Annotated in this window: 27 protein-coding genes; 10 read left to right on the forward strand and 17 right to left on the reverse strand. The window is 68.6% G+C overall.

The window, feature by feature from the left end:
• Window positions 1–4 precede the first annotated feature (4 nt).
• Window positions 5–1174, reverse strand: coding sequence for a DUF6986 family protein (locus SK571_RS03090; protein WP_319982465.1), 1170 nt, complete (start codon window positions 1172–1174; stop codon window positions 5–7).
• Window positions 1174–2658, reverse strand: coding sequence for a malate synthase A (aceB, locus tag SK571_RS03095; protein WP_319982466.1), 1485 nt, complete (start codon window positions 2656–2658; stop codon window positions 1174–1176). The genes SK571_RS03090 and aceB overlap by 1 nt, the downstream gene beginning before the upstream one ends.
• A 77-nt stretch (window positions 2659–2735) precedes the next feature.
• Between aceB and SK571_RS03100 the strand changes: the two genes are divergently transcribed.
• A complete protein-coding gene (locus tag SK571_RS03100; protein ID WP_319982467.1) occupies window positions 2736–3482 on the forward strand; it encodes an IclR family transcriptional regulator in 747 nt (248 codons plus the stop codon).
• Between the two features lie 3 nt (window positions 3483–3485).
• Here SK571_RS03100 and ftsY read toward each other — a convergent pair whose 3' ends face one another.
• Entirely contained in the window at window positions 3486–4775 is a 1290-nt protein-coding gene (ftsY, locus tag SK571_RS03105) for a signal recognition particle-docking protein FtsY (RefSeq protein ID WP_319982468.1), read from the reverse strand.
• 120 nt (window positions 4776–4895) lie between these two features.
• Between ftsY and SK571_RS03110 the strand changes: the two genes are divergently transcribed.
• Both SK571_RS03110 and SK571_RS03115 read left to right on the forward strand, forming a co-directional pair.
• Complete coding sequence (locus SK571_RS03110; RefSeq protein ID WP_319982561.1) at window positions 4896–6026, forward strand: anhydro-N-acetylmuramic acid kinase; 1131 nt, start codon at window positions 4896–4898, stop codon at window positions 6024–6026.
• Window positions 6014–7588 (forward strand): sodium:solute symporter, encoded by a 1575-nt coding sequence (locus SK571_RS03115; RefSeq protein WP_319982469.1) that lies wholly within the window; start codon window positions 6014–6016, stop codon window positions 7586–7588. Before SK571_RS03110 ends, SK571_RS03115 begins: the two co-directional genes overlap by 13 nt.
• Here SK571_RS03115 and SK571_RS03120 read toward each other — a convergent pair.
• Window positions 7538–8461, reverse strand: a complete 924-nt coding sequence (locus SK571_RS03120; protein WP_319982470.1) for a GNAT family N-acetyltransferase — start codon at window positions 8459–8461, stop codon at window positions 7538–7540. The two genes, SK571_RS03115 and SK571_RS03120, sit on opposite strands and share 51 nt — an antisense overlap.
• 90 nt (window positions 8462–8551) lie before the next feature.
• Between SK571_RS03120 and SK571_RS03125 the strand changes: the two genes are divergently transcribed.
• From SK571_RS03125 to SK571_RS03135, 3 genes are all read left to right on the forward strand, one after another.
• Entirely contained in the window at window positions 8552–9001 is a 450-nt protein-coding gene (locus SK571_RS03125) for a tetratricopeptide repeat protein (RefSeq protein WP_319982471.1), read from the forward strand.
• A 128-nt stretch (window positions 9002–9129) separates the two neighbouring features.
• The gene (locus tag SK571_RS03130; protein WP_030479697.1) at window positions 9130–9468 is read left to right on the forward strand and encodes a hypothetical protein; all 339 of its coding nucleotides are present in this window, start codon (window positions 9130–9132) and stop codon (window positions 9466–9468) included.
• A 25-nt stretch (window positions 9469–9493) separates the two neighbouring features.
• Window positions 9494–10207, forward strand: coding sequence for a lysophospholipid acyltransferase family protein (locus SK571_RS03135; RefSeq protein WP_319982472.1), 714 nt, complete (start codon window positions 9494–9496; stop codon window positions 10205–10207).
• 277 nt (window positions 10208–10484) lie between these two features.
• Here the strand turns inward: SK571_RS03135 and smc are convergent, their stop codons facing one another.
• The 4 genes from smc to SK571_RS03155 form a co-directional block, all read right to left on the reverse strand.
• Window positions 10485–14144 (reverse strand): chromosome segregation protein SMC, encoded by a 3660-nt coding sequence (gene smc, locus SK571_RS03140; protein WP_319982473.1) that lies wholly within the window; start codon window positions 14142–14144, stop codon window positions 10485–10487.
• 169 nt (window positions 14145–14313) lie between these two features.
• A complete protein-coding gene (locus SK571_RS03145; protein WP_319982474.1) occupies window positions 14314–14952 on the reverse strand; it encodes an anti-sigma factor family protein in 639 nt (212 codons plus the stop codon).
• Window positions 14949–15455 carry a sigma-70 family RNA polymerase sigma factor gene (locus tag SK571_RS03150; RefSeq protein WP_090066430.1) on the reverse strand — a complete coding sequence of 169 codons (507 nt, stop codon included), beginning with the start codon at window positions 15453–15455 and terminating at the stop codon, window positions 14949–14951. Before SK571_RS03150 ends, SK571_RS03145 begins: the two co-directional genes overlap by 4 nt.
• Before the next feature lie 33 nt (window positions 15456–15488).
• Window positions 15489–15761, reverse strand: coding sequence for an acylphosphatase (locus SK571_RS03155; RefSeq protein ID WP_090066431.1), 273 nt, complete (start codon window positions 15759–15761; stop codon window positions 15489–15491).
• A gap of 81 nt (window positions 15762–15842) precedes the next feature.
• On the opposite strand from SK571_RS03155, the gene SK571_RS03160 reads away from it, so the two are divergent.
• The 3 genes from SK571_RS03160 (at window position 15843) to SK571_RS03170 (ending at window position 17694) form a co-directional block, all read left to right on the forward strand.
• Complete coding sequence (locus tag SK571_RS03160) at window positions 15843–16574, forward strand: CAP domain-containing protein (protein WP_319982475.1); 732 nt, start codon at window positions 15843–15845, stop codon at window positions 16572–16574.
• A gap of 23 nt (window positions 16575–16597) precedes the next feature.
• The gene (locus SK571_RS03165) at window positions 16598–17071 is read left to right on the forward strand and encodes a hypothetical protein (RefSeq protein WP_319982476.1); all 474 of its coding nucleotides are present in this window, start codon (window positions 16598–16600) and stop codon (window positions 17069–17071) included.
• 128 nt (window positions 17072–17199) lie between these two features.
• A complete protein-coding gene (locus SK571_RS03170; protein WP_319982477.1) occupies window positions 17200–17694 on the forward strand; it encodes a hypothetical protein in 495 nt (164 codons plus the stop codon).
• Window positions 17695–18099: 405 nt separating this feature from the next.
• On the opposite strand, the gene SK571_RS03175 is transcribed toward SK571_RS03170, so the two are convergent.
• Together SK571_RS03175 and SK571_RS03180 are read right to left on the reverse strand one after the other, a co-directional pair.
• Entirely contained in the window at window positions 18100–18780 is a 681-nt protein-coding gene (locus SK571_RS03175) for a response regulator (protein WP_319982478.1), read from the reverse strand.
• Window positions 18777–21266 carry a sensor histidine kinase KdpD gene (locus SK571_RS03180; RefSeq protein WP_319982479.1) on the reverse strand — a complete coding sequence of 830 codons (2490 nt, stop codon included), beginning with the start codon at window positions 21264–21266 and terminating at the stop codon, window positions 18777–18779. Before SK571_RS03180 ends, SK571_RS03175 begins: the two co-directional genes overlap by 4 nt.
• A 329-nt stretch (window positions 21267–21595) precedes the next feature.
• Here SK571_RS03180 and SK571_RS03185 point away from each other — a divergent pair, with 329 nt between their 5' ends.
• Window positions 21596–22036, forward strand: coding sequence for a MarR family winged helix-turn-helix transcriptional regulator (locus SK571_RS03185; protein WP_319982480.1), 441 nt, complete (start codon window positions 21596–21598; stop codon window positions 22034–22036).
• 34 nt (window positions 22037–22070) lie between these two features.
• Here the strand turns inward: SK571_RS03185 and SK571_RS03190 are convergent, their stop codons facing one another.
• The 7 genes from SK571_RS03190 to rpmF all read right to left on the reverse strand — a co-directional run bounded on the left by SK571_RS03190 (window position 22071) and on the right by rpmF (window position 26470).
• Window positions 22071–23174, reverse strand: a complete 1104-nt coding sequence (locus SK571_RS03190; RefSeq protein ID WP_319982481.1) for a DUF1700 domain-containing protein — start codon at window positions 23172–23174, stop codon at window positions 22071–22073.
• Entirely contained in the window at window positions 23171–23497 is a 327-nt protein-coding gene (locus SK571_RS03195) for a PadR family transcriptional regulator (RefSeq protein WP_090066438.1), read from the reverse strand. Before SK571_RS03195 ends, SK571_RS03190 begins: the two co-directional genes overlap by 4 nt.
• Window positions 23498–23682: 185 nt before the next feature.
• Window positions 23683–24312, reverse strand: coding sequence for a PASTA domain-containing protein (locus SK571_RS03200; RefSeq protein WP_319982482.1), 630 nt, complete (start codon window positions 24310–24312; stop codon window positions 23683–23685).
• 88 nt (window positions 24313–24400) lie between these two features.
• Window positions 24401–25258 (reverse strand): bifunctional DNA-formamidopyrimidine glycosylase/DNA-(apurinic or apyrimidinic site) lyase, encoded by an 858-nt coding sequence (gene mutM / locus SK571_RS03205; RefSeq protein WP_319982483.1) that lies wholly within the window; start codon window positions 25256–25258, stop codon window positions 24401–24403.
• Between the two features lies 1 nt (window position 25259).
• Window positions 25260–25460, reverse strand: a complete 201-nt coding sequence (locus SK571_RS03210) for a hypothetical protein (protein WP_030479711.1) — start codon at window positions 25458–25460, stop codon at window positions 25260–25262.
• Window positions 25461–25467: 7 nt separating this feature from the next.
• The gene (rnc, locus tag SK571_RS03215) at window positions 25468–26271 is read right to left on the reverse strand and encodes a ribonuclease III (protein ID WP_319982562.1); all 804 of its coding nucleotides are present in this window, start codon (window positions 26269–26271) and stop codon (window positions 25468–25470) included.
• 16 nt (window positions 26272–26287) lie between these two features.
• Complete coding sequence (gene rpmF, locus SK571_RS03220; RefSeq protein ID WP_030467958.1) at window positions 26288–26470, reverse strand: 50S ribosomal protein L32; 183 nt, start codon at window positions 26468–26470, stop codon at window positions 26288–26290.
• Window position 26471: the final 1 nt, after the last annotated feature.

Below are 26471 nucleotides of genomic sequence, written 5' to 3' on the forward strand. Positions count from 1 at the left end.
CCGATCAGCTCGAACGGGTGGCGAGCCCCCGCAGTGCTGACTCGTCCAGGCCTGTCGCGACCTGCACCTCCACCGGATCGAGCGCACCGCAGTCCACCGCTCGGAGGAAGAACGACGACAACGCCTGAGCGGTCGCCGGCTCGTCCAGAACGCCTCCGGAGACGTTCTGCACGTACGCCTTCAGCCGTGCCGCGTCCGCCTCCAGACCTTCGCGGTAGAAACCGTAAACAGCCGCATATCGTGTCACCAGTTGTGCCGGGTGCAGGTCCCAGCCCTGGTAGAAACCGTGCTCCAGCGACCGTCGCGTCAGCCGGTAGTGGGTGTCCCAGCCGTGCTTCTTCTGATCACCGACGGGAAGCACGTTGGTCGAGCCGTCCGACAGCCGGACACCGGTGCCAGCGGCGGAAACCTGCATCACATGGCGGGCGAAGTCGCACGCGCCGTGGGCCAGGTGCTGCTGCGCGGCGGACAGCCCGCAGCCCGCCGTGTAGTCGTAGGTGCCGAAGTGCAGACCGGTCACCCGGCCACGACCGGCCGCGATGAACCGGGGTATCGCGAGACGGCCCTCACCGTCCACGACGGACTGCGTGGTCTCGACCTGGATCTCGAACTTCAGGTCCTTGCCGAAGAGGTCGAGCACCTCGCCGAAGACCTCGACCTGGTCGGCCGAGGTCACCTTCGGGAAGGTGATGACGAAGCCCGGCGGGACCTCTCCCAGCGCTGTCAGGAAGATGTCCAGCGTGCGCAGGCCGCGTTCGCGCAGTTCGGCCGTGTCGAACGACTTGATGCGCAGCCCGAACGAGGGCGGCGCGGTGCCGTCGGCGACCCAGCGCGACAACAGGATCGCCGTGCTCTCGGCGTCCATGTCCTCGACATCGTCTTCGGGCGCGCCGTAGCCGTCCTCGAAGTCGATCCGCAGGTCCTCGATCGGCTCGCGGCGGAGCTTGGCCTCGACGCGTTCCAGCACGCCCTCGGGCAGTTCCGGGAGCAGTTCCGGTTCGATCGACTCCAGCGCCTCGCGGCCCCAGTCGGCGACCGTGGTCCCGATGATGCGACCGGCGGGCACGTAGCACGTGTGCACGGGCTGACGCCCCACCGGCCAGCTGCGTTCCACAGTGGACAGCCGCGCGGTCACCCGCGCGACGTCCTCGGGAGACAGCGATGTCTCGTACATCAGATGCGCTCGTACGCCGGCAGCGTCAGGAAGTCCACGAAGTCCTCGGACAACGCGACCTGCTCGAACAGCTCGACGGCCGCCGCGACGTGCGGCCCTTCCAACTCGTCGCCCACGCGCGCCAGCACTTCGCGCACGGCGTCGGCCGTGACCTCCGTGCCGTCGTCGAGCACGACCTTGTTGTTGATCCACTGCCAGATCTGCGACCTGCTGATCTCCGCGGTGGCCGCGTCCTCCATCAGGTTGTGGATCGCCGCGGCGCCGTTGCCGCCCAGCCAGGACGCGATGTACCGCACGCCGACGTCGACGGCGGCCTCAAGTCCCGCACGCGTCGCCGAACCACCGGCCGACTTGAAGTCGAGCAACTGCTCCGCCGTGACGCTGACCTCCGGACGCTGCTTGTCGATCTGGTTCGGCCGGTCGCCCAGCACCCCGTCGAAGATCTCGCGGCAAATCGGCACGAGGTCAGGATGCGCCACCCAAGACCCGTCGAAACCATCGTTCGCCTCGCGCGTCTTGTCCTCGCGAACCTTGCGCAGCGCGTTCTCGGTGACCTCGGGATCACGCCGGTTCGGGATGAACGCGGCCATGCCACCCATGGCGAACGCCCCGCGCTTGTGGCACGTCTTCACCAGAAGCTCGGTGTACGCGCGCATGAACGGCGCCGTCATCGTGACGCTGTTGCGGTCCGGCAGCACGTAGTCCGCACCCGCGTCACGGAAGTACTTGATGACGCTGAAGAGGTAGTCCCACCGACCGGCGTTGAGGCCCGACGCGTGGTCCCGCAGTTCGTAGAGGATCTCCTCCATCTGGAACGCGGCGGGAATCGTCTCGATGAGCACCGTCGCCCTGATGGTGCCGTGCGGAACGCCCTTGAGCTTCTGCGCCGTCGTGAAGACGTCGTTCCACAGCCGCGCCTCGAGGTGCGACTCCATCTTCGGCAGGTAGTAGTACGGCTTGCCGAGTTCGGCGTTGTGGAAGAAGTGCAGCCCGAAGTCCACGAGCGCGCCGACAGCGTTCTTCCCGCCGAACTGCAGGTTCCGCTCGTCGAGGTGCCACCCGCGCGGCCGCACGACGATCGTCGGGTACGGCCCGCCCTTGAGCTTGTACTCCTTGCCCTCCGGCGAGGTGAACTCGATCGTCTCCCGCGCCGCCTCGTACAGGTTCACCTGTCCCTGCACGACGTTGTCCCAATGCGGCGTGTTCGCGTCCTCCAGGTCCGCGAGCCACACCTTGGCACCGGAGTTGAGCGCGTTGATCGTCATCTTGCGCTCGGTGGGCCCGGTGATCTCGACGCGCCGATCGCGCAGCGCCTCAGGCGCTTCGGCGACCTGCCACTCCCCGTCACGCACGTGCTGCGTCTCGGGGAGGAACCCGAGGGGCCGGCGCTCCTTGCGAAGGGCGAGCAACTCGTCCCTGCGGGCGGCGTGCGCCTCATGCAGCTTCGCGACGAACTCAAGAGCCTCTTCGGTCAGGACCTGCACCTGGATCCACCTCTCTCGGTTTTGCTGTGTGGACTATAGTTTTTGCATTGCGGAACTGCAACGAGAGGAGCCGCACCGTGTCCACAGGTGGCGTGCAGTCCCTGCAAAGAGCCTTCGACCTGCTAGAACGCCTAGCGGACGCAGGCGGCGAAGCCTCGCTCTCCGAGCTTGCGGCAACGTCGGGCCTACCCCTGCCCACGATCCACCGCCTGATCCGCACCCTTGTCACGCTGGGCTATGTGCGCCAGAACAGCAACCGGCGCTACACCCTCGGCTCCCGCCTGATCCGCCTGGGCGAGACCGCCTCCCGCCAGTACGGCACGTGGGCAAGGCCGCTGCTCTCCCAGCTGGTCGACTCGGTGGAGGAGACGGCGAACCTCGCCGTCCTGGACGGCGACGAGGTCGTCTACGTGGCGCAGGTGCCGTCGAAGCACTCGATGCGCATGTTCACGGAGGTGGGCCGACGGCTGCTGCCGCACGGCACCGGCGTGGGCAAGGCGATGCTCTCGCAGCTCCCCCGCGCGGACGTGAAGGCACTGCTGGAACGCACGGGCCTGCCCGCGTACACGTCGAACACGATCACCGACGCGTCCGAGCTCCTCGACTCGCTGGACGAGATCTCAGAGCGCGGGTTCGCGTTGGACGAGTCCGAGCAGGAACTCGGTGTGCGGTGCATCGCGGTGCCGGTTGTGGGCGGACCAACACTGGCCGCCGTGTCGGTGTCGGGACCGGAAGGCAGGCTGACGAAGGACGCGGTGAACCGCATCCTTCCGGAGGTGCTGGCAGTGGCGAAGAGGCTGGCGGACCAGGCCGCGACAGCCTGAACGTCAGCCGAGCAGGGCGTCCACGAAGGCGCCCGGCTCGAACGGCGCCAGGTGATCGGCACCCTCGCCGAGGCCGACGAGCTTGACCGGCACGCCGAGCTCACGCTGCACCTGGAACACGATGCCGCCCTTGGCCGTGCCGTCCAGCTTGGTCAGCACGATGCCGGTGATGTCCACCTGCTCCGCGAACACCCGAGCCTGCGTCAGCCCGTTCTGCCCAGTGGTCGCATCCAGGACCAGCAGAACCTCATCCACCACGGCCTGCTTCTCGACCACGCGCTTGACCTTGCCAAGCTCGTCCATCAGGCCCTTCTTGGTGTGCAGCCGCCCAGCGGTGTCGATCAGCACCGTGTCGACCCCGGTGTCCATACCGCGCTTCACGGACTCGAACGCCACGGAGGCGGGGTCCCCACCCTCAGGCCCGCGCACGGTCTCGGCCCCGACCCGCTTGCCCCAGGTCTCCAGCTGGTCGGCAGCGGCAGCGCGGAACGTGTCAGCGGCACCCAGCAGCACAGTGCGACCGTCAGCCACAAGAACGCGCGCCAGCTTGCCGGTGGTGGTGGTCTTGCCAACGCCGTTGACCCCGACGACGAGCAGCACAGCGGGCTTGCCGGCGTGCGGCAGCGCCTTCAGCGAACGGTCCATCTTCGGCCCGAGGGCGTCGATCAGGACCCCGCGCAGCAGTGCCTGCGCTTCGGCCTCGGTCCGCACAGCGGATCCGGCGATCTTCGAACGCAGGGTCCCCACGATCTCGTTGGTCGTGGCCGCGCCCAGGTCGGCGATCAGCAGCGTGTCCTCGACGTCCTGCCACGAGTCCTCGTCGAGGTCTCCAGCACCCAGAAGCCCCAGCAGCGAGGTGCCGAACGCGTTGCGCGACTTGGAGAGCTTGCCGCGCAGACGTTCCAGGCGACCGGCCGTGGGCTCGATCTCCTCGACCTCGGACGCCTCTTCCGGCAGGTCGACCTCGACGAAGCCGCGCTTCGCGGAGTCGCGCGGCACGGAGGCGTCGTCGCCGACGCCCGGCTGGCCGTCGACCTCGGTCCGGTCGGCCACCGGGTGCTCGACGGGCACCGGGACCTGAGGCACGGCCACCGCCTCGGCGGTGGTGGCTTCGGGGGCCGCCGGGGTCAGCGAGATCCCGGACGACGCCTGGTATCCGCCAGGCCTCGGCGTCTCCTCCTTCTGCGTCAGGCTGATGCGACGGCGACGCGTCAGCACCACACCGGTCACCAGCGCGGCGATCAGCACGACCGCAACGACGACGAGGATCAGGACAAGGGAGGACGTCGACACGAGCTCATGGTTTCACAGACCCTCATGTGACCTGTCAACCATGTGTTGCTCAATTAGGCGAAGATTTCACCAAAGCTCTTGCGTCCCGCCACACTGTGGAATAGACCACACGTCGTGAGGGTGATCGGACTGATTTCCGGCACGTCGATGGACGGCATCGACGTCGCCGTCGCCGACCTGTCGATCAACGGTGACGCCGTCGAGCTCGTGCCGGTGCAGTGCGCCGAGCACCCGTTCCCGAAGGACCTGCTGGAGAAACCACGGGACCTCGCTGAAGTGTGCGCCTTCGACACGTCGCTCGGGCAGGCTTTCGGCGAAGTCGCCGCCGGATATCTGCCGGCGGACCTGATCTCCTCGCTCGGGCAGACCGTGCACCACGAGGTGCAGGACGGCGACTGCCTCGGCACCCTGCAGCTCGGCCAGCCCGCCTGGATCGCCGAACGGACCGGTGTCCCCGTCGTGGCCGACCTCAGGGTCCGCGACGTGGCCGCGGGAGGCCAGGGCGCACCTCTGGCGTCGACGCTCGACGCGCTGTGGCTCGCCGGCATGGTCGAGAACGCGCCCGCGATCGCGCTGAACATCGGCGGCATCGCGAACATCACCGTCGTGCGACCCGGAAGCCAGCCCATCGCCTACGACACCGGGCCCGGCAACGCGCTGATGGACGCCGTCATGGAGGTGCTCTCCAACGGCGAACGGCGCCAGGACACCAACGGCGAGTTCGCCAGGCGGGGCACCGTCCGCGAGGACGTGCTCAAGAAGCTCCTCACCGACCCGTACTACGCCAAGCCGTGGCCGAAGTCGACCGGCAAGGAGCACTTCAACGCCGAGTACCTCCAGGGCTTCCCGACGGTCCAGGCCGAGGACATGCTCCGCACGCTCGCCGAACTCACCGCCCGCACCATCGCGGACGCCTGCCGCGCGCACGACGCGAGCACCGTCGTCGCGTCCGGCGGCGGGATGCGCAACCCGGTGCTGGTCGAAGCCCTGACCAAGGCGCTCGACCCCATCCCGTTGAAGATCAGCGACTCGCTGGGCCTGCCGCGCGACGGCAAGGAGGCCTACCTCGCCGCGCTGCTCGGATTCCTGACGTGGCACGGGGTCGCGGGCAACACGCCGTCCGCGACCGGCGCGTCCGGGCCGCGGCTGCTCGGCAGCATCACGCCCGGAGACGGGCCGCTGCGACTGCCAGAACCCGTCACCGGTCCAGTGACCAAGCTGAATGTGGGGGACCCGAAGTGCGTGGACTAGATCTCGCGATCATCGTCCTGTTCCTCGTCGGAATGCCGTTGCTCGGCATGTGGATCGGCGGCAGGCAGAAGTCGTCCACCGACTACTTCGTCAGCGAGAAACGCATCTCGTGGTGGGTCGTCTGCCTCTCGGTCGTGTCCGCGGAGACGTCGACGCTCACGGTGCTGAGCGTGCCGGTGATCGCGTACATGGCGACGCCCGCACAGGGCGGCATGACGTACCTGACGCTCGCGCTCGGCTACATCGTCGGCCGCATCATCGTCAGCTTCGTGCTGCTGCCGCGCTACATCGCCGGTGACCTCGTGACGGCGTACGCGTTCCTGGGCAAGCGCTACGGCAACGGCATGCGCGCCACGGCGTCCGTGACGTTCCTGTTCACCCGCCTGCTCGCGGACGGCATCCGGCTCTTCGCGACGGCCATCCCGATCAAGCTGGTGCTCAGCCAGTACGGCATCAACGCGAACTACTGGGCGATCATCCTGGCGCTCGGCATCGCGATGGTGTTCTACAGCTTCTTCGGCGGCGTGCGGGCGGTCGTCTGGGTCGACGCCATCCAGATGCTCTGGTACGTCCTCGGCGGCCTCGTGGTGATCTGGTGGCTGTCCGGTCAGCTGCCCGACGGCTGGTTCTCCAAGGCCGTCGACGTCAACAAGTTCCAGATCTTCGACTTCACGTCGTCCCCGCTGACGGGCGCGTACCCGTTCATCGCCGCGTTCTTCGGCGGTGCGCTGCTGTCGATGGCCTCGCACGGCGCGGACCAGCTGATCGTGCAGCGGCTCATGTCCACCAAGGACGTGAAGTCCGCGCAGAAGGCGTTGATCGCCTCCGGTTTCGTGGTGTTCCTGCAGTTCGCGTTCTTCTTGTTCATCGGCGTGATGCTGTGGGCGTTCTACAACGGCGTGGACCCGGTGAAGGACCTGAAGCTCGGCAACAAGGACGAGCTCTTCGGGTACTTCATCGTCAACTCGCTGCCGTCGGGCCTGTCCGGCTTCGTGATCGCCGGCATCCTCGCCGCCGCGCTGTCCTCGTCGCTGGGCGCCCTGGCCTCCAGCACGGTCACCGACGTCTACGAACGCATCCGCAAGACCCCGATGACCGACGAGGAACGCCTGCGCCACGGCCGGATCTGGACCCTCGCGTGGGCGGGTCTGCTGATCGTCTGCGCGGGCATGTTCGCCTCCTCGAACAAGACCACGGCGGATCCGATCGTGGTGCAGGCGCTCGGCATCGCCGGCTACACCTACGGCGCGCTGCTCGGGGCCTTCCTCCTCGGCCTGATCTTCAAGCGCGTCACGCAGGCGGACGCGATCATCGCGTTCGTGTCGACGGTGCTGGTCGTCGGTTTCGTGATTCTCGGGGTCAAGTTCGCCGGCAGCACGCCGACGATCAACTTCGGGAAGGCGACGGCCGACCTGAAGTCCCTGACCGGCTGGTGGAACACGCCCCTGGGGGTGGCGGTCACCTTGCTCGTGGGTGGGTTGCTGTCACTCCGTCATTCTTCTTGGGGCAAATCACGCCGGGTGGCGGTACGAGACGAGCTCGATGTGAAGGCGGAATCCTAGGCGGGCGAACATGTTCTGCGACGACTCGTTGCCCGCGTAGATGGACGCGGCGGCCTGCGGCCTGGCGCCGTGTTCCGCCGCGAGCTTCCACAGCAGTTCGGTGACGAGGGCGGCGCCCACGCCCTGACCGCGGACGTCGGGCTCGACGGCCACGAAGTCGACGTAGTACTCCTCGGGCTGGGCTTTGCCCGCGGCGTAGCCGAGCACGCGTTGACCGTCCATGGCGACGACGACCGTGCGTTTGGCCGGATCGGACTCGACGAGTTGTTTGCCGGACAGGTACGTGTGCGGAAAACATCGTTCGTGCAGGACCGCGACGGCCTCGTGCACGAACCGGTCTGTCGGGAGGACGCGCATCTCACGTTCGCTGGGACACTTGGCGTCCCTGAGCAGCAACGTGCGCAGATCCCCGTTGTCGAGGACGTGGATGGCACTCGCCTTGCCGGCGCTGAAGGCGTGCCGTTCGGCGAACGCCGCCAATCGCCGGTGGGCGGTGTGCCCGTAGAGCTCGAGGTCGGTGATGCCGGTGAGGAGCTCGGTGGCGCGCCGGAACATCGCGTCGGCGGTCTGGTCCCAGATGCGGCTGCCCGCGGGGTGGTTGACCGGTACGTCGACGAACGGGCCGTGCAGCCACGCGCGGCCGAGCTCGGCATCGATCTCCACGCTGAGCATGCCGGTGATGTTGTCGTCGGCGTCGACGGCCACCACCGTGCAGTCCGCCCAGCTGGGCTCGAACTCGCCGAGCTCCGCGCGGAGCTCTTCGACTGTCTCACCGAGGTACCCGATGTGGTGCGCCTTGTCGGCCTGGAGCCGGACCAGCAGCGCCATCGTGGCGCCGAGGTCGCCAGGTTCGGCGAAACGGATGTCGTACATAGGAGGAATGGTCACTCGCACGGCCGTTCGAAGCGAGGGAGTTTTCACCGGTGCCAGGTCACGAACGCGTTGCTCTGTAAAATCGCGCGGATGTCGTCCGTCGGAGAACTCGGAGAGCTGACCGCCAGGGACGCTCAGGCGCAGGCCAGGGCCCACGCGGGCGACTTCAGGGGAGCGGCCGCCGAGTTCAGGGCGCTCGCGCGGGACTACACCCGGACGGCGGGTGCGGACGACCCCCGGACCCTCACCGTCCGGCTGAACCTGGCGCGGGTGCTGGGCACGGCGAAGCAGTTCGGCAAGGCCGTCGAGGTCTGCGAGCCCCTGCTGCGCGACCAGGTCCGGGTGCTGGGTCCCGAGCACGACGACGTCCTGGAGACCCGGCAGCTGCTGGCCGGCCTGCGCTATTCGGCCGGTGACGCCGCGGGAGCGGCCGAGGACCTGGAGCAGCTGCTGACGGCGCTGTCGCGGGTGCTCATGCCCACGCACGACCGGATCACCAAGGTCAAGCGCGACATCGCGTTCTTGAAGCGCGGTACATGAAGCACGAGACATCACTCACACCGGTGGGCTCCGCGGCGCTGGTATGCCGTGTCACGAACACCCACGTCGTAGGCGCGACACGCAGATTCGGGCTTGCAGGGCAGGTGAGGGTGGGGGACTCTTCTACAGTGAGTGAGGAAACGATCCAACTCGATCTCAACGAATCCGGGGTGGCCGTCGACCTGCCCTTGCCGCCGAACAACCGGGACGGTGTCCAGGGTGTTCCGTATCGGCCGGTCGAATTCCGAGACGATGATCTTCCGTCAGCTCTGGAACGCGCTGCCGCCTGGTTGCGGCAGACCCAGGACTGGCTGGGCGAACCCGTGGACGTGATCGCAGTGCATCTCGACTACGACGACACCCACGGCAACCCGTACTACGACCTCAAGCTGCTGTGCAACGACGAGGATCTGGCGGGCGTGCCAAAGATCATGCGAGAACACGAAGGGGCCGCTACCGGTCAGTAGCTCTTAACGGCTACCGTTCGGAAGTATGTCGGATCGCGTATATCCCCCGGTGATCGCCGCAGCGAAGCTCATGTTCAAGGTGCTCGATCTGCGGCTCACCGTCGAGGGGGCGCACCACGTTCCCCGCACGGGTGGGGCGGTGCTGGCGTCGAACCACGTCAGCTACCTCGACTTCATCTTCGCGGGCTATGGCGCGCATCCCTCGGGGCGCCTCACGCGATTCATGGCGAAGCACGAGATCTTCGCCAACAAGATCGCAGGCCCGCTCATGCGCGGCATGCACCACATCCCCGTCGACCGGAGCGCGGGCCAGGCCTCCTACCAGCAGGCCCTGTCCGCGCTCCGCACCGGCGAGGTCGTCGGGATCTTCCCCGAGGCCACGATCAGCCGTTCGTTCACGGTCAAGGACATCAAGTCCGGCGCGAACCGCCTGGCGCACGAGGCCGGCGTTCCGATCATCCCCGTCGCGCTGTGGGGCACCCAGCGCCTGTGGACCAAGGGCCGTCCCAAGGACCTGACCCAGCGGCACATCCCCGTCACCATCCTCATCGGCGAGCCGTTCGAGCCCTCCCCCGGCGACTCGGGCGACGACGTGCTGCGCAAGCGGATGCAGGACCTGCTGGACACCGCGCAGGCCTCCTACCCGAACGAGCCCGGTACCTGGTGGACGCCGGCGCACCTCGGCGGCACCGCGCCCACTCCGGAACAGGCCGCCAGGCTGGACTCCCGCGGCGCCTGAGCGACTACCGCCCGGACCCAGGCGAACGCTGCCGAAACGAGTGCCTGACCTGGCGATACAAGGTTTCCACAAGGTTCGTCGGGCAGAGTTGCGCTGCGCACCTGGAGTGGTGAGGTGGGAACCGGGGGATCTCACCCCTTCAGGCGCCGGGCTGCGTCCGCACGGCGCTAGGGGGACCTCTCCTCGTCCAGAGGAAGGTCGCCGCGCTGGCGCAGCTCGCGCAGAGGCCGCGGCCGGGGCTGGTTCAAGCCCCCCAGGCACCGCTCCGGCCGCCCTCTCAGGCCTCTGCCTCCGCAGGTTCGGGCGACGGTTCCACGGCCTCAGCGGGCTCCACGGGCTGCGCGGCGGGCGCCGCCGCACGCGCGGGCTCGTCGCCGGTCGTGCGCAGCCGCTGCGAGATCACCTGCGAGATGCCGTCACCGCGCATCGAGACGCCGTACAGCGCGTCCGCGATCTCCATGGTCGGCTTCTGGTGCGTGATGATCAGCAGCTGCGACCGTTCCCGCAGCTGCTCGAACAGGCCGATCAGCCGGTGCAGGTTCGTGTCGTCCAGCGCGGCCTCGACCTCGTCCATCACGTAGAACGGTGAGGGGCGGGCGCGGAAGATCGCGACCAGCATCGCGACCGCGGCCAGCGACTTCTCGCCACCGGAGAGCAGCGACAGGCGCTTGACCTTCTTGCCGGGCGGGCGGGCCTCCAGCTCGATGCCGGTCGTCAGCATGTCGCCGGGCTCGGTCAGCACCAGGCGGCCCTCGCCGCCGGGGAACAGGACCTTGAAGACGATCTCGAACTCGCGCGCCACGTCCTCGTAGGCCAGCGAGAAGACCTCGAGGATCTTGTCGTCGACCTCCTTCACGACCGTGAGCAGGTCGCGGCGGGTGTCCTTGATGTCCTCGAGCTGCGTGGAGAGGAACTTGTAGCGCTCCTCCAGCGCGGCGAACTCCTCCAGCGCGAGCGGGTTCACCTTGCCCAGCAACGACATGTCGCGCTCGGCGCGCTTGGCGCGGCGGACCTGGGTGTCGCGGTCGTACGGCATCGGCTGCGGCTCGGAGACCTGCTCGCCGCGTTCCTTGGCTGCCTGGTACTCGGCCATCTCGGCGGCCGACGCGGGCACCATGACGTCGGGGCCGTACTCGTTGGTCAGGTCTTCGAGACCGATGCCGAAGTCCTCGGCGATCTTGGTCTCCAGCTGCTCGATGCGCATGCGCTGCTCGGCGCGCAGCACCTCGTCGCGGTGCACGGCGTCGACGAGCTTCTCCAGCTCACCGGACATCTCGCGCACCAGGTTGCGCACCTGGGTCAGCAGGAGCTCGTGCTGCGAACGGCGCTCCTGGGCCTGGTCGCGCTCACGGGCGGCACGGGCCAGCGAGATCTCGATGCGTTCCAGCGCCTGCTCGCCGGCGCGGACGACGGCCTTCGCGACCACGGCGCCACGGGCGCGGTGCTGGGTGGCGCGGGCGTGGCGTTCGCGGGCCTCGCGCTCGGCGCGGGCGGCACGGCGCAGGCCCTCTGCTTTGCCCTGCAACGCCCGTGCGCGCTCTTCCGCGGTGCGCTGCACCAGGCGGGCGTCCATCTCGGCCTGGCGGGCCTGAGCGAGCTCCGCGGCCAGCGCGTCGCGCTGGTCGGTGTCCGGCTCGTCGTCGAGGGTCTGCTCCTCCTCGGCCATCAGCAGCCGCTCTTCGAGCTCGGCGAGCTTCATCAGGGCTTCCTCGCGCGACCGCTCGACCTTGGCGCGCTGCTCGGAGATGCGGCTGACCTCGGCCTCCGCGGACCGCACGGCCGTGGCCATCCGGTTCAGCCGCTCGCCGGAGCGGGCCTGCCGGACCTTGGCCTCCTGCACGGCCTCCTTCACCGCGTCGAGCACCTTGCGGCGGGCCTGCTGCTCGGCACGAGCGCCTTCGAGTGCAGCCGTTGCGTGCTCCAGCGCCCGTTCCGCGGTCGCGAGCTGCTCCTGCGCCTCGTCGACGGCGGCCTGCACCTCGATGACGCTCTGGCCCTGGGCGCCCGAGCCACCGACGGCCCAGTCCGTGCCGAAGAGGTCGCCCTCGCGGGTCACCGCACGGCCGTGGAACCCGGCCGCGGTGTCCAGGTCTTCCACCACGGCAAGACGATCCAGCGCGCGAGCCAGCGCCGGGCGCAACGCCTCGGGCGCGTGCACGACGTCGATCGCCCACCGCGCGCCGTGCGGCAGGTGGCCCCACTGACTGGTGTCCACAGCGGACCCGTGGGAGCCGATCAGGACGCCGGCGCGGCCGCCGTCCTTCTCCTTCAACAGCTTCAGGGCCGCGAGCGCGCCGGCACCGGACGACACCGCGACGGCGTCGGCGATCGGGCCGAGCGCGGCGGCCAGCGCGACCTCGTAGCCGGGTTCGACGGTCAGCAACGCGGCGACGGAACCCAGCAGGCCCGGCACGTCCGACGCGAGCAGCGCGCCCGCACCGTCCTTGCGCGTGAGGCCCAGCGAGAGAGCGTCGACGCGGGCGCGCCACGACGCGATGTCGCGTTCCGCGGTGCGTTCGGCCTTGACCAGCTCCTCGACGCGCTGCCTGGCCGCGTCGTTGGCCTGCGCGGCCTGGCGGTGGCGTTCGTCGAGGCCGTGGTCGTCCTCGTCCTCGGTGCCGGTGATCTCGCGTGCCTCGGCCAGTTCCATCGACGCGTACTCGACGCGTTCGGACGCCTCGGACAGCGTGATGGACAGACGTTCGATCTCTTCGGCGGTCGCGCTCGTCTTGCTGCGCAACGCTTCCACCTGACCGGACAGGCGGGCGAGGCCTTCGCGGCGGTCGGCGATCGCGCGGACGGCGGCGATGTGCGCCTTCTCCGCCTGCGAGACCATGCGCTCCAACTCGGCGCGCGTCTCGACGGCCTCGGCCAGCGCGATGCGGGCCTCGGTCACGCCTTCCTGGAGCTCCAGCTCCATCTCGGCGGTCTCCTCGGCCTCGCGGTCGAGGTCGTCCGGGTCACGTCCGCGCGACGGCGCGTCCACGTCGGCGGACAGGTGGCGGGCGCGTTCGGCGGCGAGCCTGACCGTGCCGCGGAGGCGTTCCTCCAAAGCGGACAGCCGGTACCAGGTGTCCTGCGCGGCCTGCAGCTTCGGCGAGTCGGCGGCGACCCGCTCCTCCAGCTCGTTCTGCTGGTACTGCGCCGCCTGCAACGACTTCTCGACCTCGGCGCGGCGCGCGCGGGCCTTCGCCTCGTCGTGCTCCTCCTGCGCGATGGCCTCGCGCTGCGTCACCAGGTCGTCGGCGAGCAGGCGGAGCTTGCTGTCCCGCAGCTCGGACTGGACGACCTGCGCGCGGCGGGCGATCTCGGCCTGCTTGCCGAGCGGCTTGAGCTGGCGGCGCAGTTCCGCTGTGAGGTCGGTGAGGCGCGTCAGGTTCGCCTGCATCGCCTCCAGCTTGCGCAGCGCCTTTTCCTTGCGCTTGCGGTGCTTCAGAACGCCGGCGGCCTCTTCGATGAACGCGCGCCGTTCCTCCGGTTTGGACTCGAGGATCGCGGCGAGCTGACCCTGACCGACGATCACGTGCATCTCGCGGCCGATGCCGGAGTCCGAAAGCAACTCCTGGATGTCCATCAGGCGGCACGAGTTGCCGTTGATCTCGTACTCGGTGGCGCCCTCGCGGAACATGCGGCGGGTGATCGACACCTCGGTGTACTCGATCGGCAGCATGCCGTCGGCGTTGTCGATCGTCAGCGTCACCTCGGCGCGGCCGAGCGGCGCGCGGCCGGACGTGCCGGCGAAGATGACGTCCTCCATCTTGCCGCCGCGCAGGTCCTTGGCGCCCTGCGTGCCCATCACCCAGCGCAGCGCGTCGAGCACGTTGGACTTGCCGGACCCGTTGGGGCCGACCACGCAGGTGATGCCGGGCTCGAAGCGCAGCGTGGTAGCCGAGGCGAAGGACTTGAAGCCCTTCAGCGTCAGGCTCTTGAGATGCACGCGGGGCAGAGTACCCAAGCGCTTGCGGGTGGTGCGGGAGGCGTGGGTTGACCTGCGCGTCCACGCGCTGTGATCGTCGGCCTTCGCCCCGCATTCCGCTGTTCGGACGGGCGCCTCGCGGTGCCGGGCTGAGCAGTGGAAGGTGCGGCGGAGGTCGGCGATCACAGCGCTAGGGACGCAGAGTGACCAGCAGCCCTTTCTCGTCCGAGACCTCCATGCGTTCGATCTGGTCGACCCGGAACGACGTGGAACCGGGAATCCGCTCGTCAGGCGCATGATCGGAACCCCACCAGCCGCCGACCTCGCGCTGGCCCTGCCGGTCGAACACGATGACCTTGCAGCGCGCACCCGGCCTGACCTCGCCGAGCTTGAACCACATCTCGGTGCCCCAGGTCTTCGACACCATCGAGACCTCGCCGTTCACGCCGGTGGCAGCGTCCTTGGCCGCCCAGACCGGCGTCGGCGGTTGACTGCTCGACGAGGTCGGCGCCGCGGAGGGCCGCGCCGGTGTCTGCCGCAGGAGGAAACTGCCCCCGGCCAGCGCGAGCAGAACCAGCACGGCCGCGCACGCGATCAGCACGCGGCGCTGGTCGTGCTTCGGCTCGGGCGGGCAGACGGGGATCTCGTCGAGATTCTCGACGTCCTCCAGGGTCAGGCGGCCGAGCAGCCCCGGCAACGGGGCCAGCCGCAGCATCTCGGCCTGACAGCAGTCGCAGTCGCCGAGATGACGTTCGAACGCGGCTCGTTCCTTGAGGTCGAGCGAGCCGAAGAGGTAGGCGCCGACGTCGACGGTGTGCTGGCAGCTCACGCCTCGGTCACCCCTCTCTCCTCCAGTGCGTCGCGCAGCGCCCGCAGTGCGTAGAAACAGCGCGACTTGACGGTGCCCGGCGGGATGCCGAGCGTCTTGGCTGCCTCCGCGACGGTGCGGCGGCGGTAGTACAGCTCTATGACGACCGTCCGGTGCTCGGGCGTGAGCGCCCGCAGCGCCGACGCGATCTGCCACGTCTGCAGCACGTGTTCGACCTGGTCGCTGACCGGCGGGAGGTCCACCGGTTCGAGCGGCACCTCGGTCGCGCGTGCGTTGCGGCGGCGGTAACCGGAGATCACCAGGTTCTTGGCGACCGTGTAGAGCCACGGTGCCGCGTCGTCCGGTTTCAGGTCCTCGTGGTTGCGCCACGCGCGGAGCAGGGTCTCCTGCACGACGTCCTCTGCCTGCTGGTAGTCGCCGTCGACCAGCCGCAGCACGTAGTGCAGCAGCGGGCCTCTCCAGCGGTCGTACAGCTGGATGAGGACGTCTTCTGAGGAGTCCACGATCTCCTACTACGCCGGCTCTCGGGGAACGGTTCAGCGCTCGACGAACCCGGTCAGGTCGCCCCTGGCATCAGACCACTGCTCACCCACAGATTCGACGTGTCCGGGGGTTTCACCCGAACGGAGAGCTTTCAGCAGTTGTTCACACTTCTCGCGCGAACCCTCGGCAACGACCTCGACCCGGCCGTCCGGCCTGTTCGAAGCACTTCCGACCAGGCCCAGTTCTAGCGCCCTGGCTCGCGTCCACCAGCGGAAACCAACGCCCTGAACCCGTCCACGCACCCACGCGTTTAGTCGCACGTCCACCGCCGAATGGTTGCGTAGTCACGCCAGGTGACTGAAGACGCACCCTGAGGTTGTCACCCATTAGTGGTACGGTCCCGACCCGTGAGTGCCCGCAGCCTCTTACTCGGCCTGCTGATCGGTGCAACCGGTATCGGCGGCCTCGCCGTCACCGGCACTTCTCCTCTCGGCATCAGCTTCACCAACGCCGCACAGCAGGAGACCACCGACGCAGCGAACCAGTTCGGAACGGGCAACGCCGCCGCACCCAACGGCAACAGACAGCCGTCCGACGGCGGTAACGCCGACACCGGCGCCCCGGCACCCCAGACGTCCTCCTCGGTGCCCGCCACCTCGGCGACGACCGAGACGCCTTCTTCCACACCTTCGACGCCGGCGGCCCCGTCCACCACGACGCCACCCCCCGAGGCGCCGAAGCCGCCCGCCCAGACGCAGCAGCCCACCGGCCAGACGCCGGAGCAGGCCGTGCTCGCGCTCGTGAACGACGCCCGTGCCGCAGCAGGTTGCAAGGCCCTCGTGATCGACGACCGCATCACGACCGCCGCGCAGGCCCACAGCACGGACATGGCGACCAAGAAGTACTTCTCGCACACCTCGCAGGACGGCAGGACGTTCGACGTCCGCATGCGCGAGGCCGGCTACCCGAAGCCGGGCGGCGAGAACATCGCGATGGGCTATCCCAACGCCGCCGCCGTCGTCGACGGCTGGATGAAGTCCACCGGCCACCGCGAGAACATCGAGAACTGCAGCTTCACCACGATGGGCGTGGGCCTGGACACCCGCGGCAACTACTGGACCCAGAACTTCGGCCGCTGACCGTTTCGAGCAGGGGAAACTTCGTGTACGAGAGCCCGGAACCGGACTCGCGCTCGCGCTTCTTCCGAGGTGCACCGCAGATCGTCCTAGCCGCCTCAGGCGTCGTGCTGGCGACCGTCTTCGCCGCCGTCGCCTCCCTCGCCGCGGGCTCCGACACCGCGAACGAGTCCCCGGCGACCCAGCCGCCGCGCAAGGAGGCCGTGCGCGACGCCCTGAGCATCGTGCCGACCTCCGCACCGACCTCGACCGTCGAGCAGACGTCGTCGGCAGCCGTGACCACCACCTCGGCGACCACCACGACGACGAAGAAGCAGACGCGGGTCACGACCATCACGCGCGCCGACGGCACCACGACGACGGTCACGACGGACGACCCGCCACCGGTGGTCACGTCGAACCCCACGACGACCACGCCCCCCGAGGTCACGACGACGACGCCGCCGGACAAGACGACCACCACCACAACGGGTGCGACGACAACGACGACGGCCCCTTAGGGTTACGCCAGTCACCGCTCCGTAACGCAGAGCTACACGAAGGTGTGGCTCTGCTGAGGCTTTGGTGTGTTTCCGCCGATAACTCGAACACAAGTCCATCCGACCGGGTTTCCCCCGAGGAGCGAGTGGTGTTCGAGGAAGATCATCCGCAGTCACCGACCGAGCAGGCCCAGCCCAAGAAGCGCATGGGAACGGCAGTGATGCTGGCTGCGGGCGGCGTGGTCGTGGCGACGCTGTTCGCCACCGTGGCGTCCATGCTGGCCGCCTCCGGCCGCGAGGCGGCTCCGGAACGCACGTCGGCAGACGTCGTGCAGACCATCACGAGCGTCGCGCCGGACGGCAGCACCAGCACCGTCGTGGTCACCGTGTCCTCCGGCGCGCCGAAGCCGGCGTCCGCACCGGACCGCAAGCAGGCCGCGCGCCCGCAGGACCAGCCGAAGCCGGGCACGCCGGACCAGCCGCAGCTGACGACCGACCCGGCCCAGCCGACGCAGACCGAGACGCAGAGCACGCCGCCGTCCGAGACGGAGCCGCCGTCGTCGACTCCTCCTTCTTCGGAGTCGCCCACCGCACCGCCGTCGTCCTCGTCGTCGAGCACCGGCACGCCGGACCCGAAGCCCTGACTCCCCCGAGCGGGCTCAGGTAGCCGACGTTCGAAATCGCGCTGTGGCAAGGCCCCGCCCTCCCAAGGGGCAGACCGGCCAACTAGAGCCACCCTATCTGCGAAAACCGCCTGTCAACCCACCGCTGGGCGATCTGTGGACAACTCACGATCCTGACCAGCAGACCCACCGCGACGCTCGCGGCATCGGCAGACAGCACGTGCGTTAGGGCCTCGTCCGTTCGCACAGACACGGCCAGAAGTCAGCAGCACCGCCCTGGGCAACGCCGCGGCCGGTTCGTGTGCCAACGCCGCGCGCACAGGAGTCCGACGCGTCCGAACGCGGCCCATACGGCAGCCGCGTTCGGACGCGAGAGCAGCGGCGCACCCGGTCATGCGAAACCAGCCGCGAGAGCTTGTTCGTCGGTCACAGCTCGAACCGGTACCCCATGCCCGGCTCGGTCAGCAGGTGCCGCGGCCGAGCGGGCTCCGGCTCCAGCTTCCGCCGCAACTGGGCCAGGTACACCCGCAGGTAATGCGTCTCCTTCTCGTACGCGGGCCCCCACACGTCCCGCAGCAGCTGCTTCTGCGCGACGAGCTTGCCCGCGTTGCGCGCCAGCACCTCCAGCAGGCCCCACTCGGTCGGCGTGAGGTGCACCTCGGCGCCGTCCTTGAGCACGCGCTTCGCCGCCAGGTCGACGGTGAACGACGCGGTCTGCACGATCGGCTCGTCCTCGGGGCCTGCTGCGGCCGAGCGGCGGACGGCGGCCCTGAGCCGGGCCAGCAGCTCGTCCATGCCGAACGGCTTCGTCACGTAGTCGTCGGCGCCGGCGTCCAGGGCGTCCACCTTGTCGGACGAGTCGGTGCGGGCGGACAGGACGATGATCGGCAGGGTGGTCCAGCCGCGCAGGCCCGCGATGACGTCGGTGCCGTCCATGTCGGGCAGGCCGAGGTCGAGGACCACGACGTCCGGCTTGCCGTCCGCCGCCAGGCGGAGGGCCGTGGCGCCGTCGGGGGCCGTGAGGACCTCGTAGCCCCTGGCCGAGAGGTTGATCCGCAGGGCGCGCACGATCTGCGGCTCGTCGTCGACCACCAGTACTTTTGTCACGCGACCCTCTCCTCGGTGGGGAGTGAGATCACCACGGTGAGGCCGCCACCGGGTGTGTCCTCCATGGTGATCGTGCCTCCCATGGCCTCGGTGAAGCCCTTCGCCACGCTCAGACCGAGACCAACGCCACCCGGCGTCCGGTCGCCGAGGCGCTGGAACGGCGCGAAGACCTGGTCCGCGGTGCCGCTGGGCAGGCCGCGGCCGTGGTCGACGACGCGCAGCTCCACCTCGGAGCCGTGAGCGGAGGCGCGCAACGCCACGGCACCGGCGTAGCGCAGGGCGTTGCCGACGACGTTCGCGATCACGCGTTCGAGCAGGCCCACGTCGGCGCGCACGGGTGGCAGCGACTCCGGGACGTCGACCTCGATGTCGCCGGTCTGGCCGACGAGTGCTCGTGCGACGGCCTCGTAGTAGTCGACGGCGCGGAACTGCGGCTCCACGGCGCCGGTGGCGAGGCGGGAGGAGTCGAGCAGGTTGTCGACGAGGCCGGTCAGGCGGTCCGCCGACTCCTCGACCGCCTCCAGCAGCTCGGCGGTGTCGGTGTCCGACAGCGTCAGTTCCGGGTCGCGCAACGAGCCGACGGACGCCTTGATCGAGGTCAGCGGCGTGCGGAGGTCGTGGCCGACGGCCGAGAGCAGCGCGGTCCGCAGTTCGGTGCGGGAGGCCTGGCGCTGGGCTTCGAGGGTCTGCTCGGCCATGCGCTGCTGCCTGAGCGCGAGCAACGCCTGGCCCGCGGCCGCTTCCAGGACTCGACGGTCGGACGCGGGCAGCGAACGGCCGCGCAGTGCGAGGTGCACGTCCGGGGTCACGGCAATGTCGACATCCGCGTCGTCGGGCTCATCGCACGGGCCGATGCCGACGCACGCGACGCGTTCCCAGGAACCGTCGACGCGTTCCAGCAGCGCGACGGACGTGAGGCCGAAGTTCTCCTTCACCTTCTCCAACAGCCGTGCGAGTGGTTGCGGGTTCGTCAGCACGGTGCGCGCGTACGAGGCGAGGAGCGTGGCCTCGGTGCGAGCGCGTGCTGCCTGGGTCGCACGGCGCGCGGCGTGGTCCACCACCAACGCCGTGGAGACGCCCACGATGATCATCGCGAAGAAGGTGAGCACGTTCTGCTGCGCGTCGATGGTGAACGTGTAGAAGGGCTCGGTGAAGAAGAAGTTCAGCAGTAACGCGCTGATCAGCGCGGCGGTGATCGCGGGACCGAGCCCGCCGACGATCGCCACGACGAGCGTGACCAGCAGGTAGCCGATGACGTTCGTGGAGAAGTTCAGGCCGCCGCGCAATGACGCCCCGGCCGCGGTGACCAGCGCGGGACCGGCCGCTGCGAGGACCCATCCCCACGCGAGCCGGCTCGGCTTCAGCGGACTACCGGTGAGCCGGGCCCGCCAGCCGCTGGTCGTCGCCGGATGCGTGACCATGTGGACGTCGATCGGGCCGGACTCCTGCACCACCGTGGAGCCGATACCCGCCGAGAACACGCGCGCGAACCGCGAACGGCGCGAGGTGCCGACCACGAGCTGTGTGGCGTTGACGCCACGTGAGAACTCCAGCAACGCCGTTGGCACGTCATCACCGACAACGGTGTGGAACGTGGCACCGACGTCTTCGGCGAGCTTGCGGTACTTCTGCAGTGAGTGCGGATCAGCGCCCGCGAGGCCATCGCCGCGAAGCACGTGCACGACGAGGAAGTCGCCACCCGCGCGCGTGGCGATGCGACGCGCGCGACGGATGAGCGTCTCGCTCTCCGTGCCACCAGTGATGGCGACGACGACCCGTTCGCGTGTCTCCCACGTGTCGGTGATCTGTTGTTCGGTCCGGTAGCGCAGCAACGCGACGTCGACCTGATCGGCCACCCAGAGCAACGCGAGCTCGCGCAACGCCGTGAGGTTTCCGACGCGGAAGTAGTTGCCGAGCGCGGCGTCGATCTTGTTCGCCGCGTAGACGTCACCGTGGGCGAGCCTGCGGCGCAGAGCCTCCGGAGTGAGGTCGACGAGCTGAATCTGGTTCGCTTTGCGCACGACCTCGTCCGGCACCGTTTCCTTCTGCGGTACGCCCGTTATGCGGTGGACGACGTCGTTCAGCGATTCCAGGTGCTGGATGTTGACCGTGGACAGCACATCAATCCCGGCTTCGAGGAGTTCCTCGACGTCCTGCCACCGTTTTGCGTTACGAGATCCAGGTGCGTTCGTGTGCGCCAACTCGTCGACGACGGCGACCTGCGGCGCACGGGCCAGCACGGCGTCGACGTCCATCTCGGTGAGTTCGGCGCCCCGGTGCGCGGAGTGCCTGCGCGCGACGATTTCCAGGCCTTCGGCCAGCTCAGCGGTCTTCGCACGACCATGGGTCTCGACGAATCCGATGACCACGTCCGTGCCGCGTTCCCGCCGGCGGTGCGCCTCACCGAGCATGGCGAACGTCTTGCCGACACCGGGAGCGGCGCCGAGGTGGATGCGGAGCTCGCCACGTCTGGATTTCGGACTCACCGGACCAGTCTGCCCTGGCCGGAGGTGGACCGTTCGGGGGTACGCACTGCGCCACACGGTCACACGAGTGCGCCTTCCCACAGTTCTGACAGCAGATCTGTCTCGTTGAATCATGCTTCAGCCCGGCGCCCGTTCGAGTGAGCTTCGCTGCGCTTTTTACGCCGTTTACCAGCACATTTAAGTGTGTCGGACGCGTGCCGTGACACCCCGCGTCACCACAACGGCCGAATGGGTTATCGGCAGTTGGCGGATAGCGCGCGGAGCGTGAATGAGGGAAAGTGCCAGGGTTCGTGTCCGAATTCGGACAATCACATGCGCGCGGAGAAACGATGCCCACCACCGTCACCAACCACGAGGCACTTCAACTCGTGGTGGCCGTGCACCGGCTGGTGCGAAGTCTTCGGCAGGCCGCTCCGGCCCGTCGTTTGCAACCCACCCAGTTATTGGTGCTGTCAGAACTGAGCGCCCACGGCCCGATGCGGATCGGCGAGATCGCCGTGCGCGCGCTGTGTTCTCAGCCGACCGCTACAACCGTCGTGACCAGCTTGGAGTCCACCGGCCTCGTCCGAAGAGAGCCTGACGCGGCCGACGGCAGAGCGACGATAGTCGTGCTCACCGAAGTCGGCCGCGAGACGATCCTGTCGCTCGCTCACGGCGAAGCCGAACTATTGAGTGAAAGAATGTCCGAACTTTCGCCAGAAGACAGAGAACACCTGCGCTCGGCCATGCCGGTTTTGCGCCACCTGGCTGAGCCACAGCAGAACAAGTAGGAGCGGGACCCCCCGACGGGTCCCGCTCCTTCGATTACTTGCTGGGTGACACGGAAGTAGGTGACACCGAGCTCGGAGTCGCGCTTCCAGAACTCGGCGGTGCCGTGCTCGACGTTGATGACGGAGCGGTCACGCTCGGTTCCACTGTGTAACAGCGACCGTTTTCGTAGCCGACCTTCGGCCGCGGATAACGGTTAGCGGGAATGACCGGCTCAGGACCGTTGTCGGGCGCATAGCAGCCGGTGTAGCCCTCTCGCGCGTTGATCGGCCTGCCGTCCTGGTCGTACAGCAGCACGTTCGTGAGCAGCTTGCCGTTCTCGTCGTACGCGTAGATGTTCTCGTACGTCTCGAGGACAGGCCCCGAGTACGAAGACCGCGACGCGTTGTACCCGAGCTGCCCCGCCGTCACGTCGATCACCTGGAACAGCAGCCCCACCGCCAGCGCCGAGGCCGGCAGGCTGAACCACAGCCAGCGCCGGTCGACCTTGGCGCGCGGTCCGGCGAACACCGACACCACCGCGACGGCGGCGATCGCGAGGAACCCGAGGATGTCGCGACCGGCGAGCAGCACGGCACCAAGACCGAGCAACCCGGCCCGCACCAGCCACCAGGCGGGCTGCAACGACTTGAGATAGGTGATCGCCCGCTCGGCCGGCGTGCCCGCCTCAGGCGTCAGCCACTTCTTGAGCCGGACCGTCTCCGGCAGGTTCATGATCTGCTGCTGCACGGGCCCGCGGTCGTTCACGAGAGCCAGGCTCAACACGAGGATCACCGCGGGCAGGAGCAGAACCGCGGGTTCCCGCAACGCAGCCGCCCCCGCGAGCAACGTGATGCCGGTGGCCGCCACCAATCCCCACGCCGCGACCCGAGGCCGGGTCAGCAGCTGGTTCTTGGTCGTGACCGGCAACCGCTCGGTCCGCGCCGGGTACCCGGCGGCCTGCCGGAGCTCCTGCGCGTACTGCTCGGGCGGCCCGAGGCGCTGCTCCAAGGTCTCGTTCTCACCGATCTCGGACGACAGCTCGGCGATGTGCGCCTCGACGTCCTCCATGATCTCGGCGACCTCGTTGGGCGGCAGGTCGTCGAGGGCGGCGCGCATCCCGGTCAGGTAGTACTCGACACCAAGCGCTTGCGTGTTCATGCTGCGACCTCCTCGAGCAGGCCGTCCAGCGTGCTGGCGAACGACCTCCACGTCTCCCTCGACTCAGCCAGGCGCGCCCGCCCGGTCTCGTTGATGCTGTAGTACTTGCGGTGCGGCCCCTCTTCACTGGGCACCACGTACGAGGTCAGCATCCCCGCGTTGTAGAGCCGCCGAAGCGTGCCGTACACCGACGCGTCGCCCACTTCGTCCAATCCCCCGGCGCGCAGTCTGCGCACCACGTCGTACCCGTACCCGTCGTCCTTGCGCAGAACCGCAAGCACGGCCAGGTCCAGCACCCCTTTGAGCAGTTGACTGGTGTCCATGGCCCCTCCCACCTCGGCTTGGTGGTCGAAATCGGCGAAGCCCATTTTGATCACCAAACGAACTCCGCCTTTAAGGAGTGTCACTGTTGCGCCGTGGACAGTACTACGCAGTGCGCAGTACTGTCTATTCCGCTAATGAGACGGCCTCCCAGGCCAGAACCTGGGAGGCCGCTGTCAGGCAGAAATCAGCTCTTGCAGCCGGACCCACCGGTCGGCTCGCCGAACTTCACCGCGCCCAGCGTGATCTTGACCTTGACGTCGGGCCTGCTGCCCGCCGGCGCCGACTGGCTCACCACGACCCAGTTCCGGTCGGCCAACTGCTGCCTGCCCTGCCCGGTCGCGTCCTCGGAGCCGAGCAGGGGGAAACCCGCCGCCTGCAAGGTGTCCTGCGCCTTCTGCAGGTCGAGGCACACCACGTTCGGCACGACCCCCTTGGCCGGAGGGTCCTGCCCGGCGGAGGAGTCGGTCGGCTTGCGCACCTTCAGCAACACCTGCGTCCCGCTCGGCGCGTCCGCCTCCGCCTCGGGCGACTGGGAGACGACCACCCAGTTCATCGGCTCCAGGATCTCCCGGCGCCGGCCCGTCTCATCCTCCTCCGCCACTCGGTATCCCTGCTGCTCCAGCAACTCCCGCGCCTCGGCGAGCCGCATCTCCACGACCTTCGGCATCTTCTGCCCGTTCTGTGCAGAGGACGCGGAGGTGGCGGTGGTCGTTGCTCGCGCACCGGTGGGACCGCCCGGTTCACCACCGGTGCAACCGGCGAGGACGACGGTGAGAAGGGCGATGGCGATCTTCATGCGGTGGCCTCCGCTCATCGGTTCTCCACCGTGGCCTGAAATCCCTGCGCGCGCAGCAAAATGCAGCGCATCGTGCACAGGACGGCCTAACGCTCGCGCGGTGCGGTCAGAACCTGGGGCGCGGCTGGCAACGCGGGCAGGAGTACGAGGACCTGTTCATGAACGGCTCACGCACGATCGCGGCACCGCACCGCTTGCACGGCCTGTTCTCCTGGCCGTACGCGCTCAGCGATCTGTCGAAGTACCCGGACTGCCCGTTGACGTTGACGTAGAGAGCGTCGAACGACGTCCCGCCCTGCCCGAGCGCTTCACGCATCACGTCGGTGGCGTGGTCCAGCAGCTCGGCGGCCTTGGGTTTCGTGAGCTTGTCCGTCATGCGGGTGCCGTGCAGCTTCGCGCGCCACAGGGCCTCGTCGGCGTAGATGTTGCCGATGCCGGACACGAGGGTCTGGTCCAGCAGGGCACGCTTGATCTCCGTGTGACGCAGGCGCAACGCGCGCACGGCAGCATCACGGGAGAACAAAGGGTCCATGGGGTCGCGAGCGATGTGCGCGACCGAGTCGGGAACCAGGGTGCCGTCGACCTCGACCAGCTCGGCCAGCGCGAGGCCGCCGAAGGTGCGTTGGTCGACGAAACGAAGCTCTGGTCCGCCGTCGTCGAACTGAAAACGGACGCGCAGATGCTTCTCGTCGGGGGCCGACGAGGGCTGGACGAGCATTTGGCCGCTCATGCCCAGGTGAGCGAGCATGGCGGCCTTGTCAGCCAGTTCCACCCAGAGGTACTTGCCGCGGCGCCTGGCAGCGGCCATTGGCTGGCCTGCCAGGCGCGCGCAGAAGTCCGCGGAGCCCATGTCGTGCCGGCGGATGGCGCGTGGGTGCAACACCTCTACCGAGGAGATGACCCGGCCGGCGACGTGGGCTTCAAGGCCGAGGCGTACTACCTCGACCTCTGGGAGCTCGGGCACGTCAGGCTTCGGACTTGCCCTCGTCGACGGGCTGTGCGTCGATCACGGCGGCCTGCGGCTTGGTGGGCTTGAGCACCCATACCCCCGCGCGGCTCGTGTCCCTGACCAGCACAAGTCCCTGGATTCCTCCGCTGCGGGAGGTGTTCACCGGGCCGCGAGCGGTGCGCGTGCGGCGGTTCGTGCGGTTCCTGGTCGCATACATTGCGGTCTCAGTCTTCCTCGGTTGGGGAGATCCCTGGCGTCACCGAGGCGCCATTCTGTCCGTTCTTGGCCTTGGCCGACTCCTGCTCGGCCTTGGCCCGTTCCGACAGAACATGATAAGCCGCTTCGGCGGCTTTCTGCTCGGCTTCCTTCTTGGTGCGCCCATCACCCTTGCCGTAAGGCTGGCCACCGACGAGCACCGTTGCGGTGAACTCCTTGCGGTGGTCCGGCCCCTGGTCGTCCACGCGGTACTCCGGGACGCCGAGGCTGGCTTGAGCGGTGAGCTCCTGCAGGCTTGTCTTCCAGTCCAGTCCAGCACCCAAAAGCGGAGCTTTGGCCAAGAGCGGATCGAACAGCCGGTGAACGAACGTTCGTGCGGTATCGATACCGAACTGCAGGTACACCGCACCGATGACGGCTTCGAGGCCGTCAGCGAGAATGCTTGCCTTGTCCCTGCCGCCGGTCAGCTCCTCGCCACGACCGAGCAACAGGTGTGCACCGAGCCCACCGTCACCGAGATCACGCGCCACGCCGGCCAGTGCGTGCATGTTGACCACGCTGGCACGGAGCTTCGCGAGCTGACCTTCGGGAAGGTCGGGATGGGTGCGGTAGAGGTGGTCGGTGACGACCAGCCCCAACACCGCGTCTCCCAAGAACTCGAGACGCTCGTTCGGCGGCAAGCCGCCGTTCTCGTACGCGTAAGACCGGTGGGTGAGCGACAGCACGAGCAGCTCGGCGTCCAGGTGGACGCCGAGCGCTTCGAGCAGGTCCGCGCGGTCCGCTTGCGGTGCGCGCGGCGGCTTTCCCCCCACTACGTCGCCGAGGAGATCAGGCCGGCTGAGCGACCTGGCGGCCAGCGTACTGACCACAGGCCGGGCAGGCGACGTGCTGCGGCTTCGGCTGGCGGCAAGCCTTGTTGGAGCACGCCACCAGGTGCACGGCAGACGTCTTCCACTGGGAACGGCGCGCACGGGTGTTCGAACGCGACATCTTCCGCTTCGGGACGGCCACG

The sequence above is a fragment of the Lentzea kristufekii genome, from assembly GCF_033949925.1.
GTDB lineage: Bacteria > Actinomycetota > Actinomycetes > Mycobacteriales > Pseudonocardiaceae > Lentzea > Lentzea kristufekii.